This is a genomic window from Bosea sp. AS-1 (assembly GCF_002220095.1).
Taxonomy (GTDB): domain Bacteria; phylum Pseudomonadota; class Alphaproteobacteria; order Rhizobiales; family Beijerinckiaceae; genus Allobosea.
This window is the reverse complement of sequence record NZ_CP022372.1, coordinates 282,501-295,821: the sequence shown is the minus strand read 5'-3', so window position 1 is coordinate 295,821 and position 13,321 is coordinate 282,501. Positions and strand designations below refer to the sequence as shown.

The following is a 13,321-nucleotide window of genomic DNA, read 5'->3' as shown; positions in this document are numbered from 1 at the left end:
TTCACTCAAGCCGTCCAAAGGCAGGGCTGCCATAAACGGGATGCAGGCCTTCCTTCAGGGAAACTGGCCAAAAGGCCAAAGATCCTCGACGCCATTTCCCTCGCCTGTGGCAAAAAAGCGCGTTAGCTTCGTCCCGCGACACGAAGCTCGCCCGTGCGAATGCCGGGCCAACAAGGGGCTACCCGATGGATCACCTTGCTGACGTGAAGAAGTACGCCAAGAAGCCGCTGAATGAAGCCGCCTTTGCCGGCATGACGAAATCCTACGCACTCGTCATGAGCAAACCCGACACGCGCTACGTCGCCTGCTCCGATCCCGCCGAGCTCGAGCGCGTCCGCGAGAATTTCCTGAAGAAGAAGCTCGGCCTGAAATCCGGCGACCTCGACGGTTCGGTCAAGACCGTCTGCGAGCAGATGAAGGACGACCGGACCAAATCCCGCCTGACCTTCTACTATCTCCTGGCCGAGCATCACGGAAAGCTCGACCTCTTCGTCAAGAAGTAAGGCCGGCCCGCCGTTCTCGACAGGCCTGGGGGATTCTCCAACCAAGGCAAGCGATGCGGCCGGCCTCGATCACCGCGCGTCCGGACGGGCGCGGTAGCGGCGATCGACGGGTTGTTGTCCCATCGGATCTTTCCGAAAAGTGGATTCCACTTTTCGGTCCGATGCAATGATACTGGCCAGAAAGCCTGCCCCCGCCGAACGGTCAATCGCGATAGAGGTCTGCGCGCGTCAGCGGCAGGCCTGACGGTCCCTTGCGCCGTTTCGAAACCAGCGTCTGGTTGATCAGCGCACCGCCGCGCTCGAAGGCGAGCGAGCAACCGGCAAGGTAGAGCAGCCACATCCGCGTCCGTTCCGGCCCGATCTCGGCCTCCGCCTTGTCCTTGTTCGCGTTGAGCCTTTCCCACCACAGCCGGGTCGTGCGCTGGTAGTGCTCGCGCCAGCCCTCGACATCGTGCACCTCGAAGCCGTAGCGCTCTAGATTGGCGATCGACATGCCGAGATGGTCGAGCTCGCCACCCGGGAAGATGTAGCGCACCAGCGCCCGGTACTCCGCCGGCATCTTGTTGAAGGCCTTCTCGGTCTTCTTGGCGCGGCGCGAGATGGTGTGGTGCAGATACAGGCCCCGTGGCCTGAGCAGCCGGTTCACCGTGGTGAAGTAGCTCGGATAGTTGCGGATCCCGACCTGTTCGAACATGCCGATCGAGGAGATCTTGTCGAACTCGCCCTCCATCTGCGTGTAGTCGCGCAGATGCAGCGTGACCTTGTCCTGCAGCCCCCAGCGCTCGACCTTTTCCTGCGCGTATTTGAGCTGCTCTTCGGCCAGCGTCACGCCATGGGCTTCGACGCCGTAATAGCGGGCAGCATGGCAGACCAGTGCGCCCCAGCCGCAGCCGATATCGAGGAAACGGTCGCCCGGCTTCAGCCGCAACTTCTTGCAGATCATGTCCAGCTTGTCCTGCTGGGCGCGGCCGATATCGCCGTGATCCTCGGTGAAGTAAGCGCAGGTGTAGACCATCTCCTCGTCGAGGAAGAGCCGGTAGAAATCGTTCGAGACGTCGTAGTGATAGGCGACGTTGGCCTTGTTGGTGGCCGGATCGCCGTCGCGCGCGATCTCGTCGCCGCGCCGGTGCTGCACGGCGTCCGTGGCCTTGCCCGGCGCGAAGATGAAGCGGCGCACCACGTCGAACACCGCGCTCTTCGGAATATTGCGCGCGAGCTTGCCGATCTTGCCCTCGGGCCGCGCTGCAGCGAGATCGAAGATCGAGCCGTTGATGATCGAGATGCGATCGGAGATGTGCAGGTTGAGCAGCGTGTCGAGCTTGGGCTTGCGCAACAGCGCCGCGAGCACGCCCGGATCGCCAATGGCGATGCCGAGCCCATCCTGAGGCCATGTCGACGGCACCATGCTGCCGTCCCAGAGCCTGAAACCGAGCTTCAGGCCGAGCTTGTCATGCGCCTCGGCGAGAAGCCGGCGCAGCGCCGCAAGGCGCTTGTCGTTGCTGTCCATGACCCAAGAATCCGAAATTGCTGGCTGCTCTTTGGACGCAACGCTGTGAGTTGGCAATGTTTCAGGCGACTGCCGCCGTGCTTGCGAAGAGCAAGATGGCGAAACCCGCGACGGCTAGAAATCGCTGGCGATGCCCTTCACTTCCCAGTCGTCATAACGCACGGGCTCGAGGCCGCCGCGCCCGTTGAGCTCGCGCTGGCCCGCAACTTCGGTGGCATGGGCATCGATCGCGGCGCGGCGCGCCTCGGCCTCCGCCAGGGCGCGCTTCGCTGCCGGCGAAAGCACCTTCTCCGAAAGGGGTGCGGGCGTGGCATCGCTGGCTTTGTCCGGCATCGCGGCACGTATCTCCCTCAAGCCCGGGCTTGCAGGATCGGGCTTACAGCCACCACATAGGACAGGAAACCGGCATTCGCGAGGGCAATCCGCCCATTTTTCCAGACAGCCAGTGAAGGGGACAGGATGAACTACGTCAGGACCGGCATGCTGATGGCGGGCTTGACCGCGCTCTTTCTCGCGGTCGGCTACCTGCTGGGCGGAAGCAGCGGCATGATGATCGCCCTTATCTTCGCCGCCGGCACCAATCTCTTCGCCTATTGGAACTCCGACCGGATGGCGCTCGCGGCCTACAACGCGCAGGAGGTCGACGAGCGTTCCGCGCCCGAGCTCTACCGGATGGTCCGCGACCTTGCGGCGCGCGCCGGGCTGCCGATGCCGCGCGTCTATCTGATCCACGAGGATCAGCCGAACGCCTTCGCCACCGGGCGCAATCCCGCCAATGCCGCCGTGGCCGCGACGACCGGAATCCTGCGCACCCTGACCTATGAAGAACTCGCGGGCGTGATCGCGCACGAGCTCGCGCACATAAAGAACCACGACACACTGACCATGACGATCAGCGCGACCATGGCGGGCGCGATCTCCTCGCTCGTCACTTTCGGCATGTTCTTCGGCTCGCGCGACAACCGCCCCAATGTGATCGTGCAGATCCTGCTCTCGATCCTGGCGCCCATGGCAGCGGCTGTGATCCAGATGGCGATCTCGCGTTCGCGCGAATACGAAGCCGACCGCATGGGGGGCGAAATCTGCGGCAATCCGATCTGGCTCGCCGACGCGCTCGCCAAGATTGCTGCGGGTGTTCAGCACATTCCCAGCGAGACAGCCGAGGCCAAGCCTGCTACGGCGCCCTTGTTCATCATCAATCCCTTGACCGGCGGCGGCATGGATAACCTCTTCTCGACCCATCCCGACACCGGCAACCGCATCGCCGCCCTGATGGAACAGGCGCGCCGCATGGGCCTCGGCCGCGCTTCTGCCGCCCCGAGCTTCACCGGCCAGACGTCCGGCAGCCCGTGGGGCTCGACCGGCTCCAGCAGCGAGCCCCCGCGCCAGCCGGGCCCGTGGGGCTGAGATGGCGGACCGCACGCCCTCACGCCGCAGGCCGCAACAGCCCGCGCCCATGCCGGAACCCGACGCACCCGGCCTGCCGGCACGCCGGCTCGCCGCCATCGTCATCGACGAGGTGCTGCGCGCCCGCGTCGCGCTCGATGAGACCCTGGACCGGCTCGTTCCCGAATCCGGGCTGGACGCCGCCGATGCGGGGCTGACCCGCGCTATCGCCGTCACCGCCTTCCGCCGGCTCGGCACCATCCGCCAGGCGCTCGACGAGCGGCTCGATCGCGGCAGCCCACGCCACTCGGGCCTGTTCGAGCCGATCCTGACGGCAGCGGCAGCCCAGATCCTCTTCCTCGACGTGCCGGATCACGCCGCCGTCGATCTCGCAATCCGCCATCTGCACGAGGACCCGCGCTCGGCCCGCTACACCGCACTCGGCAATGCGCTGCTGCGCCGGGTTGTTCGCGAACGCGATGCGATCCTCGCCGAGGCCGACGCCGATCCTTTCCGGGACACGCCGGACTGGCTCGCGGAAAGCTGGCGCGCCGCCTATGGCGAGGAAGCCGCGACCGCGATCGCGCTGAACCATCGCGAGGAACCGCCGCTCGACATCACGGCCAAGGCTGATCCGGCTCTGTGGGCCGACAAGCTCGGCGGCATCCTGCTGCCGACGGGTTCGATCCGCCTGCGCGAGCGGCAGGCCATCGCAACGCTGCCCGGCTTCGAGGACGGTGCCTGGTGGGTGCAGGACGCCGCCGCCGCGCTGCCGGTGAAGCTGATCTCACCTGCGCCGGGCGAACGCATCGCCGATCTCTGCGCCGCTCCGGGCGGCAAGACCGCGCAGATCGCCGCCGCCGGCGCCAGCGTCACGGCGGTCGACCGCTCGGCGCCGCGCCTGCGCCGTCTCAAGGCCAACCTCCAGCGCCTCGGCCTCGCCGCGGACATCGTCACCTCCGATGCCGTGAACTGGAAGGCTGAGCCCTTCGATTCCGTGCTGCTCGATGCACCCTGCAGCGCCACCGGCACGATCCGTCGCCATCCCGACGTCGCCTGGACCAAGACGGCGGAAGATCGCGACCGCCTCGCCGTTCTGCAGGCGAAGCTGCTCGACGCCGCGGCCGAACTGACCAAACCCGGCGGCCAGCTCGTCTATTGCACCTGCTCGCTGGAGCCACAGGAAGGCGAGGCGCAGGTCGAAGCCTTCCTCGCGCGTCATCCCCAGTTTCGTCGCGCCGGCGCAAGTGCCGCCGAAATCGGCGGTTTGAGCGCCGCGATCGCTGCAAACGGCGATATCCGCACCTTGCCGCAGCAACTCCCCGGCGAAACGCCGCGCCTCTCCGGATGGGCAGGATTTTACGCAAGTCGCCTGATCAGGCTATGACGGGCAAGGGATTCGCACGGCAACGAGCTGCCGTGCCTCTCCCGGCATGGTCCGCGCGGGCCGATACCGCGCCCGAGACGGAGCTTTCAGCGATTTGAGCGCCTGGTCTGAGCGTCGGGGATTGGCCCAGGCCGCGATCGGACGGGCGGCGCGGCGCACGCGTGGCCAATTCGTCGGCGCGACACGCAGGCTCTGGCCCTTCGGCCGCAAATCGGCCTCCCGCCTGCTTTTCGCCCCGCATGACCTGCGCACCGCGGACCCGACCACGGCTGGCGACTTCTATGCGGGCTATTATGCCTTCGCCGGCCGCACGGTCCGGACCCATGGCGAATCGCCCTTCGATGTCGAGCCACCGACCGAGGCCTGGGCGGAAGCGCTTCACGGTTTCGGCTGGCTGCGCCATATGCGCGCCGCCGACACCGCCATCGCACGTGCCAACGCGCGCAGTCTGGTCGAGGAATTCATCGTCAAGCGCCACGACCGCAGCGACATCGCCCGGCGCCCGGCCGTGGCGGCGCGACGGCTGATCTCCTTCCTCTCCCATTCGCCGCTGCTGCTGGAGGGCGCCGACCACGCCTTCTACGAACGCTTCCTGCGCCACGTCTCGCGCCTGGCCGAGCGGGTGAGCCTTGCGCTCGCCGGCGCCGTGGAGGGGGCCGACCGCATCAACGGGCTGATCGCCGTCACGCTGGCAGCCATCTGCCTGGATGGCCAGGAATCTCGCAGGCGGCGCGCCGAGACGCTCCTCTCCGACGAACTCGACGATCAGATCCTCCCCGATGGCGGCCACGTTTCGCGCAACCCGCGCCTGCTGATCGACTTCCTGCTCGACCTTCTGCCACTGCGCGAGACCTTCGCCGCCCGTGGCCTCGAGCCACCGCGCGGCATCCTGACCGCGATCGAGCGGATGATGCCGCATCTGCGCCTGTTCCGGCACGGCGATGGCGCGCTCGCTCTGTTCAACGGCATGGGCACGACCCCGCCCGACCTGATGGCGACACTCGCGGCCTATGACGACGCCCGTGGTCGACCGACCGAGCATGCCGCCTATTCCGGCTATAGCCGTCTCGCAGCCGAGCGCAGCATCGTTGTCGTCGACGCCGGCCCGCCGCCGCGCGGAACCTATTCCACCGAGGCCCATGCCGGCTGCCTGGCCTTCGAATTCTCCAGCGGCGCGCAGCGCATCATCGTCAATTGCGGGGACAGCCGCTTCGGCCCTCCGGAGCTGCGGCTCGCGGCGCGCAGCACCGCGGCGCATTCGGCCCTCGTACTCAACGACCGCTCGAGCGCCAATTTCGGCATGGTTCTCGGTGAGATGCGCCTCATCTCCGGCCCCGCCGACGTCCGCGTCGCTCGACAGGACGGCGAGAACGGCCCTGAATGGGTCGGCAGCCATGACGGCTATCGCCGCCTCGGGGCGACACATACCCGCCGCCTGCTGCTCGCCCGCGACGGCGCCTCGCTGACGGGCGAGGACGAAGTGGCACTGACCGGAACACAGACGACCCTACCGGCTGCCGCGCGCTTCCACCTGCATCCGAACGTCCGCGCCAGCCTCGTGCGTGACGGCACGGGTGCCCTGCTCGCCTTGGCTTCCGGCGAAGTCTGGAGCTTCGAGGCCGGCAGCCTGACCATCGCCATCGAGGAAAGCCTTTTCCTCGCCGCCGCCGATGGCCGACGCAGGACCGAGCAGCTGGTCGTCGCCTTCGACGCCGCGGCGACGCCGCGCATCGCCTGGCGGCTCAACCGTATCAGCACTGCAAATCCGCGCGCCGGCCAGACCCTCGCCGCGGCATTGGCCGAGCGGCAAGCCGCCCCGCCCGACCCTGACGCGTGACGGTTCTGCGGCGGGGGCTTTTGCCTTTCGCGCCGCAGCATGATAGCTCGCGCGCGACTGCCTGCTCCCGCAATTGTAAGCTGGACCTCATCCCGATGCCGAATGAGCTTCGCCGCGTCGAACGCGCGCTCCTTTCCGTTTCCGACAAGACAGGGCTGATCGATTTCGCGCGCGCCCTGCACAAGCTCGGCATCGCGCTGGTCTCGACCGGCGGCACCGCCAAGGCGATCGCCGATGCCGGCCTGCCCGTCAGCGACGTCTCCGACCTCACCGGGTTCCCCGAGATGATGGACGGCCGGGTCAAGACGCTGCATCCCAAGGTCCATGGCGGCCTGCTGGCGATCCGCTCGCATCCCGAGCACCAGGCCTCGATGATCGGTCACGGCATCCAGCCGATCGACCTGCTCGTGGTGAACCTCTACCCCTTCGAGGCGACGGTCGCCGCCGGCAAGCCCTACGATGACTGCATCGAGAACATCGATATCGGCGGCCCGGCAATGATCCGCGCCGCCGCCAAGAACCATCATGACGTCGCTGTCGTGGTCGAGCCTGCCGATTACGCCTCGGTGCTCGCCGATCTGGAAGCCCAGAAGGGCGCCACTACGCTGACGCTACGCCGCAAGCTCGCCCAGAAGGCCTATGCCCGTACCGCCGCCTACGACGCGGCGATCTCGAACTGGTTCGCCAATGAGCTCGGCGATACCGCGCCGGCTTTCCGCGCGCTCGGCGGAGCGCTCGCCGAAACGATGCGCTATGGCGAGAACCCGCATCAGTGGGCCGCCTTCTACCGCACCCCGGAGAACCGCCCCGGCGTCTCGACCGCGCGTCAGGTCCAGGGCAAGCAGCTCTCCTACAACAACATCAACGACACCGACGCTGCCTTCGAATGCGTCGCCGAGTTCGATCCGAAGGCTTCGGCCGCCTGCGTCATCGTCAAGCATGCCAATCCCTGTGGCGTCGCGGCAGGCGGCTCGCTGCTCGAAGCCTATGAGTTGGCGCTCCGCTGCGATCCGGTTTCGGCCTTCGGCGGCATCGTCGCGCTCAACCGCACGCTCGACGCCGCTGCCGCCAAGAAGATCGTCGAGGTCTTCACCGAAGTCATCATCGCACCGGATGCCGACGAGGAAGCGATCGCCCTGATCGCCGCCAAGAAGAACCTGCGCCTGCTGCTCACCGGCGGCCTGCCGGATGTTCGCGCGCCGGGTCTGGCGCTGCGCACCGTTGCTGGCGGCTTCCTCGCCCAGTCGCGCGACAACGCCGTCGTCGACGACATGGAGCTGAAAGTCGTGACCAAGCGCCAGCCGAGCGCGCGCGAGCTCGCCGATCTGCGCTTCGCTTTCCGCGTCGCCAAGCACGTCAAGTCGAACGCCATCGTCTACGCCAGAGATCTCGCCACGGTCGGCATCGGCGCCGGCCAGATGAGCCGCGTCGACTCCTCTCGCATCGCCGCCTGGAAGGCCGCCGAGGCCGCCAAGACGGCTGGCCTGCCCGAGAGCCTCGCCAAGGGCTCGGTCGTCGCCTCCGACGCCTTCTTCCCCTTCGCCGACGGCCTGCTCGCCGCCGCGGAAGCCGGTGCCACGGCCGTGATCCAGCCCGGCGGCTCGATGCGCGACGACGAGGTCATCAAGGCCGCCGACGAGGCTGGCCTCGCGATGGTCTTCACCGGTCACCGCCACTTCCGCCATTGACGGCGGCACGGGCCGCAGGACACCCTGATTGACGGGCCGCGCGCAGAAGCGCGCAGCAGGGGACAGGGGTCTGCATGGCGCAAGCTCGAAAAGCCGGCGCGCTGCTCAGGGAGCGCGTCGAACACCAGCATGCGAGGGTCAGCTATGTGGAGCTGTTCTTCGACCTGGTCTTCGTTTTCGCGATCACCCAGATCTCGCACACGCTGCTCGAGCATTTCAGCGCGCTCGGCCTGGCCCAGGCCGCCTTCCTGCTCGGCGCCGTCTGGTGGATCTGGATCTATACGAGCTGGGTGACGAACTGGCTCGACCCCGAGACGACACCGGTCCGGCTGCTGCTGTTCGCGCTGATGTTCCTCGGGCTGGTGATGTCCTGCGCCCTGCCGGAGGCTTTCGGAGACACAGGTCTCGCCTTCGCCGGCGCCTATGTCACAGCCCAGCTCGTTCGCTCCATATTCACGGCAGCGAGCCTCAAGGGCGCTTCCCCTGCCAACTACCGCAATTTCCAGCGCATCACGATCTGGCTTTGCTTCTCGGGCCTGTTCTGGATCGCCGGGGGGCTGAGCGAAGGCCCGTTGCGCTTCGGGCTCTGGCTGGCCGCGCTCGGCATCGAATATGTCGGTCCCGCCGTCGGGTTCCGTGTGCTGGGCCTGGGCCGCTCGCTCACCAGCGACTGGAATGTCGAGGGCGGCCATCTCGCCGAGCGCTGCGCCCTCTTCATCATCATCGCGCTCGGTGAATCGATCATCATGACCGGCGCGACAGCGGCCAAGCTCCCCGTCACGGCCGTGAACCTGACCGCCTTTGCCAACGCCTTCCTCAGCTCGGTGGCGATGTGGTGGATCTACTTTCATATCGGCGCCGAACGCGGCAGCCAGCTCATCGCCCACTCCGCAGATCCGGGCAGGATCGCCCGCATCGCCTACACCTATCTGCATATTCTGCTGGTCGCCGGCATCATCCTGGTTGCGGTCGGCGACGAACTCGTCATCGCCCACCCGCTCGGCCACACCGAAGCAAAGGCCGCAATCGCCATCGTCGGCGGTCCCGCTTGCTATCTTCTGGGCAACCTCTTGTTCAAGCGCGTGACGGCCGGCTGGTATCCGCTTTCCCATCTCGTCGGGCTCGGGCTGGTTGCCGTCCTGGCCTTCTGCTCGAATCTCCTGCCACCGCTCGGCTTCAGCCTGAGCGCTACGGCGATCCTCATCCTCGTCGCAGCCTGGGAAGCGATCTCGCTGAGACCGCAGCCGAAGGAGGCCTGAGCCATGCATACGATCAAGGTCATTGGCATCGGCTTCGCCCTGCTCGGCATCCTGCTCGTCCTGGCCCCGCGCCTGGCGATCTCGGCCGGGCGCCCGATTCCCTTCGCCATCAAGCTCTTCCTGCCGCTCTGGCTTGTCGGTGCGCTAATCAATCTCTGGATCGGTGTCGCCCGGGCAGGCTATACCGTCATGGAGGAAGCACCGATCTTCCTTGTCGTCTTCGGCGTGCCCGCAATCGCTGGCCTGCTGATCCTGTGGCTGACTTCACGAATTGCCCGATGAGCCTCGAATCCGTCCGCGCCTTCTTCGCTGAGCACGCCCCTGACATCGTCGTCATCGTCACCGAGGAAAGCAGCGCGACCGTGCCGCTCGCCGCGGCGGCCCATGGCGTCGAGCCCGGCCAGATCGCCAAAACACTCTCCCTGCGCATCGGCGAGGAGGTCGTCCTGGTCGTCACGCGCGGCGACGCGCGGCTCGATAACAAGAAGGCCAAGGCCGCGCTCGGCGGCAAGCCGCGCATGCTTGGACAGGAGGAGGTCGAAGCGCTGACCGGCCATCCGGTCGGCGGCGTCTGCCCCTTCGGGCTGGCCACACCGCTCAAGGTCTATTGCGATGTCTCGCTGAAGGCGTTCGACATCGTGGTCCCGGCGGCAGGCTCGACGCATAGCGCGCTACGGATCGCGCCGCAGCGCATGGCTGAACTCACGCAGGCTGAATGGGTCGATGTCTGCCAGGAAGCCGGCGCACAATTGCAGGCCGCAGCAGAGTAGGGTCAAGCCTTCGTCCGCGCGATCAGCTCCATTGCCGCCGCCGGGTTGCGCACCTTGTCGCCGCTGATGACGTAAAGGAAAACGTCGCGCTTCCCGATCTTGGCTGGCGGCCCGACTGTCTCGAGGCCGTCCGGCACACCACCTTCGGCCCAGACGCCGGCGGCCTTGGCCCAGCGAGCGAGCCCGGTCTCGGAATAACCCTTCGGCTCCGCCTCCTTCGTCCCCATGATCCGCGCATAGACGAAGGGCGCCGTCACATCGGCGATCTGGGTATAGTCGGCGTCGGCCGAGGTGATGGCGGCGACGCCATATTCGCGCAGCAACGCAATGAAATCCGGCGAGCGGAAACTGTCATGCCGCACCTCGACCGCATGGCGCAGGCGGATGCCGTCCAGCTCCTTTGGCAGCAGCTTGAGGAAGGCCTCAAAGTCGTCGGGATCGAATTTCTTGGTCGGCATAAACTGCCAGTTGATCGGGCCGAGCTTGTGCCTGAGTTCGGTCAGCCCGCTGGTCAGGAACTTCTCGACCGACGGTCCGGCCTCCGCCAATACGCGCCGGTTCGTGCAGAAGCGCGAACCCTTAAGCGCGAAGACGAAATCCTCCGGCGTCTCTTCACGCCATTTGGCAAAGCTTTCCGGCTTCTGCGAGCCGTAATAGGTGCCGTTGATCTCGATCGAGGTCAGCTTGCTCGCGGCATATTCGAGCTCGCGTTTTTGGGCCAGCCCATCGGGATAGAAAGTTCCACGCCAGGGCTCGAACACCCAGCCACCGATGCCGATATGGACGTTGCCTTTGGTAGCCACTGTATGCCTCCTCGGCGCCGGGATGTGTGACGAAGGTCGGGGCAGCCTCACAGCGTGTGAAACGCTGCTGGATAAACGCTTGTAGTGCTGACAACGTTCGTCAGTATCACCGTCTTGTTCGTTTGCCGCGCAGCAGAGAGCTGTTCAAGTCGCTCCTATACGCGAATGACGTGCATCGGCCGCGTCTCGCAATGATAGATGCGTTGTAGCTTGGCGCCCGGCCGCCTCCCCTCTGCTTGGAGAGGGAGAGTTGCGTGGCGAGAGAATCGCGCGGAGAGCTGGACATCATCATCGGTGCGTATCTGCGGCGCCTCCGCGAAGACGCGGGAATGTCCGGAGAGCAAGTCGCGTCTGCGCTGAATGTGAGCCAGCAACTAATCAGTGGGCAAGAGAATGGGCGCAAGCGGCTGTCGATTGCGCAGCTCTTGAAACTGGCCGCGCTCTACCGAAGAACACTTGCCCAGTTGATTGCTGAGATGAAGCTGGATCAACAGAGGGAGACATATTTCGCTGACACGGAGCAGATAATTTATCACGCAGGGACCGTAGGCCCAAGCCCGCCGAAAGAAGAGCGTGAGCGGTTTCTGATTGATCTCAATGAGCTTCACGATTCCACAGAGCGTGATACCGTGTTCAATCTTTTTAACAGGCTCAAGCAGAAACGAAGGGACGACCACCGCTGATGCTTCTCTGTTCGACGGAGTAAAGTGGTGAACTGCCAACATGATTGATGTTTTTATAACCGTGAATAGCAAAAACTCTGACATGTGGGGACATCAGGACTCTGGATATTGATTGCGGGGCAGGCGACTGTCACGAGTGGTGTATTTGTCATTTAGTTATGAACCACTAAAGCAGATGACCCTGGCCACCCGTGACGCGATCCTAGTCTGCGGCGACTACCTCCCCGTTCCGATATTGAAGCTACGATGTTGCTCCGGGTGCGACCTGTTCCTTGCAGAACAGGCCGTGCAGGGTGAGTGTGAAGGTTTCGACGCGGGGATCCGCGAGCCGGTAAAAGACCTGCTTGCCTTCCTTGCGGCCGACGATCAGTCCGGCTTCTCGCAATTCGGCGATCTGCTGCGAGAGACCGGGCTGGCGAATGCCGAGAGCATCTTCCAATTCACGAACGGAGCGCTCTCCCTCGACCAGCGTGCAGGCGATGAGCAGCCTGTCGGGATTGGACAACTTCTTGAGGAAGCGCGAGGCCTCGTCGAGCTTCGCCTTCAGCTCCCTGGTCGCAGGAGAAAGTGCCACAGTGTCCATGATCAATCCCACGAGGCTCCTTCCAGGAGGTTGAGCGGGATCTTGAGGTAGCGTCGTCCGTTCGATTCGGGCTCGGGCAGACGGCCGGCATTGGTGTTGATCTGCAGCGCATGCAGAATCAGCTTCGGCATGGCCAAGGTCCTATCACGGGCTTCGCGAGCGGCGACGAACGCGGCTTCGGTCCTGTGGACCGAAATGTGTATGTTCTTCGCCTTCTGCTCAGCCACCGTCGATTCCCAGCGAGGCTCGCGACCGCCTGTCTGGTAATCATGGCCTGTGAAGAGGCGCGTCGCATCGGGCAGCGCCAAGATGTCCTGAATTGACCGCCAGAGCGCTTTGGCGCTGCCGCCGGGAAAATCCGCTCGGGCAGTGCCGGAGTCGGGCATGAACAACGTATCGTGCACGAAGGCAGCGTCGCCAATCACATATGTGATCGAGGCCAGCGTGTGCCCTGGTGAGAACATCACGCGCGCGTCGATATTGCCGATCTGGAAGGTCTCTCCCGCTGCGAAGAGCTTGTCCCACTGCGACCCGTCAGCCGGGAACCCAGGCCAATTGTAGTAGTCGCTCCAGAGCTTTTGAACCTCGGTCACCTTCTCGCCGATTGCGGTCGGCGCGCCGGTCTTGCGTTTGAGGTAATCAGCCGCTGAAAAATGGTCGGCATGCGGATGGGTGTCGAGAATCCATTCCACCACGTAGCCCTTGTTCGCGACGAACTTAAGAATGCTGTCGGCATGCGTGGTCGCAGTCGCTCCAGACTTTTCGTCATAATCGAGTACCGGGTCGATGAGGGCGCACTTCTTCGTCCCGGAGTCGGCAACGACGTATTGAATTGACCCGGATCGCTTGTCGTAGAAGCCAGTGACTTCGGGCATTTGGGGCATGGTCGGGACCTCTGACGCATCTGGCCGTTAC

At 65.2% G+C, this 13,321-nt stretch carries 14 protein-coding genes; 9 read left to right on the top strand and 5 right to left on the bottom strand.

The genetic code is table 11. The features are described from left to right. The first annotated feature begins 185 nt into the window (after positions 1-185). The gene (locus CE453_RS03085) at positions 186-503 is read left to right on the top strand and encodes a DUF2853 family protein (RefSeq protein WP_089173248.1); all 318 of its coding nucleotides are present in this window, start codon (positions 186-188) and stop codon (positions 501-503) included. A 202-nt stretch (positions 504-705) separates the two neighbouring features. On the opposite strand, the gene CE453_RS03080 is transcribed toward CE453_RS03085, so the two are convergent. Both CE453_RS03080 and CE453_RS03075 read right to left on the bottom strand, forming a co-directional pair. Then, complete coding sequence (locus CE453_RS03080) at positions 706-2,010, bottom strand: class I SAM-dependent methyltransferase (protein WP_089173247.1); 1,305 nt, start codon at positions 2,008-2,010, stop codon at positions 706-708. Positions 2,011-2,124: 114 nt separating this feature from the next. Continuing rightward, positions 2,125-2,343 carry a DUF1674 domain-containing protein gene (locus CE453_RS03075; RefSeq protein WP_089173246.1) on the bottom strand — a complete coding sequence of 73 codons (219 nt, stop codon included), beginning with the start codon at positions 2,341-2,343 and terminating at the stop codon, positions 2,125-2,127. Positions 2,344-2,469: 126 nt separating this feature from the next. Here CE453_RS03075 and htpX point away from each other — a divergent pair, with 126 nt between their 5' ends. From htpX to CE453_RS03040, 7 genes are all read left to right on the top strand, one after another. After that, entirely contained in the window at positions 2,470-3,417 is a 948-nt protein-coding gene (htpX, locus tag CE453_RS03070; RefSeq protein WP_089173245.1) for a zinc metalloprotease HtpX, read from the top strand. 49 nt (positions 3,418-3,466) lie between these two features. After that, positions 3,467-4,783 carry an RsmB/NOP family class I SAM-dependent RNA methyltransferase gene (locus CE453_RS03065; protein WP_248307925.1) on the top strand — a complete coding sequence of 439 codons (1,317 nt, stop codon included), beginning with the start codon at positions 3,467-3,469 and terminating at the stop codon, positions 4,781-4,783. 94 nt (positions 4,784-4,877) lie between these two features. Beyond that, a complete protein-coding gene (locus tag CE453_RS03060; protein WP_157732880.1) occupies positions 4,878-6,620 on the top strand; it encodes a heparinase II/III family protein in 1,743 nt (580 codons plus the stop codon). Between the two features lie 95 nt (positions 6,621-6,715). Beyond that, positions 6,716-8,308, top strand: a complete 1,593-nt coding sequence (gene purH, locus CE453_RS03055; RefSeq protein WP_089173242.1) for a bifunctional phosphoribosylaminoimidazolecarboxamide formyltransferase/IMP cyclohydrolase — start codon at positions 6,716-6,718, stop codon at positions 8,306-8,308. Positions 8,309-8,382: 74 nt separating this feature from the next. After that, positions 8,383-9,567, top strand: coding sequence for a low temperature requirement protein A (locus CE453_RS03050; protein ID WP_089173241.1), 1,185 nt, complete (start codon positions 8,383-8,385; stop codon positions 9,565-9,567). A gap of 3 nt (positions 9,568-9,570) precedes the next feature. Next, positions 9,571-9,849: a hypothetical protein gene (locus CE453_RS03045; RefSeq protein ID WP_089173240.1), complete on the top strand. Its 279-nt coding sequence runs from the start codon at positions 9,571-9,573 to the stop codon at positions 9,847-9,849. Next, entirely contained in the window at positions 9,846-10,337 is a 492-nt protein-coding gene (locus tag CE453_RS03040) for a YbaK/EbsC family protein (RefSeq protein WP_089173239.1), read from the top strand. Before CE453_RS03045 ends, CE453_RS03040 begins: the two co-directional genes overlap by 4 nt. A gap of 2 nt (positions 10,338-10,339) precedes the next feature. On the opposite strand, the gene CE453_RS03035 is transcribed toward CE453_RS03040, so the two are convergent. After that, entirely contained in the window at positions 10,340-11,140 is an 801-nt protein-coding gene (locus tag CE453_RS03035) for a DUF72 domain-containing protein (protein ID WP_089173238.1), read from the bottom strand. A gap of 254 nt (positions 11,141-11,394) precedes the next feature. Here CE453_RS03035 and CE453_RS03030 point away from each other — a divergent pair, with 254 nt between their 5' ends. Next, positions 11,395-11,823 (top strand): helix-turn-helix domain-containing protein, encoded by a 429-nt coding sequence (locus CE453_RS03030; protein WP_198302243.1) that lies wholly within the window; start codon positions 11,395-11,397, stop codon positions 11,821-11,823. Between the two features lie 241 nt (positions 11,824-12,064). On the opposite strand, the gene CE453_RS03025 is transcribed toward CE453_RS03030, so the two are convergent. Beyond that, entirely contained in the window at positions 12,065-12,406 is a 342-nt protein-coding gene (locus CE453_RS03025) for an ArsR/SmtB family transcription factor (protein WP_198302242.1), read from the bottom strand. Between the two features lie 2 nt (positions 12,407-12,408). Then, the gene (locus CE453_RS03020) at positions 12,409-13,290 is read right to left on the bottom strand and encodes an MBL fold metallo-hydrolase (protein ID WP_089173237.1); all 882 of its coding nucleotides are present in this window, start codon (positions 13,288-13,290) and stop codon (positions 12,409-12,411) included. Between the last annotated feature and the right edge of the window lie 31 nt (positions 13,291-13,321).

Bases quoted from the DNA above. Each gene is read 5' to 3' on its own strand.
- CE453_RS03080 (WP_089173247.1), bottom strand. From the start codon at position 2,010: ATGGACAGCAACGACAAGCGCCTTGCGGCGCTGCGCCGGCTTCTCGCC.
- htpX (WP_089173245.1), top strand. From the start codon at position 2,470: ATGAACTACGTCAGGACCGGCATGCTGATGGCGGGCTTGACCGCGCTC.
- CE453_RS03075 (WP_089173246.1), bottom strand. From the start codon at position 2,343: ATGCCGGACAAAGCCAGCGATGCCACGCCCGCACCCCTTTCGGAGAAG.
- CE453_RS03025 (WP_198302242.1), bottom strand. From the start codon at position 12,406: ATGGACACTGTGGCACTTTCTCCTGCGACCAGGGAGCTGAAGGCGAAG.
- CE453_RS03045 (WP_089173240.1), top strand. From the start codon at position 9,571: ATGCATACGATCAAGGTCATTGGCATCGGCTTCGCCCTGCTCGGCATC.
- CE453_RS03040 (WP_089173239.1), top strand. From the start codon at position 9,846: ATGAGCCTCGAATCCGTCCGCGCCTTCTTCGCTGAGCACGCCCCTGAC.
- CE453_RS03085 (WP_089173248.1), top strand. From the start codon at position 186: ATGGATCACCTTGCTGACGTGAAGAAGTACGCCAAGAAGCCGCTGAAT.
- CE453_RS03020 (WP_089173237.1), bottom strand. From the start codon at position 13,290: ATGCCCCAAATGCCCGAAGTCACTGGCTTCTACGACAAGCGATCCGGG.
- purH (WP_089173242.1), top strand. From the start codon at position 6,716: ATGCCGAATGAGCTTCGCCGCGTCGAACGCGCGCTCCTTTCCGTTTCC.
- CE453_RS03065 (WP_248307925.1), top strand. From the start codon at position 3,467: ATGCCGGAACCCGACGCACCCGGCCTGCCGGCACGCCGGCTCGCCGCC.
- CE453_RS03050 (WP_089173241.1), top strand. From the start codon at position 8,383: ATGGCGCAAGCTCGAAAAGCCGGCGCGCTGCTCAGGGAGCGCGTCGAA.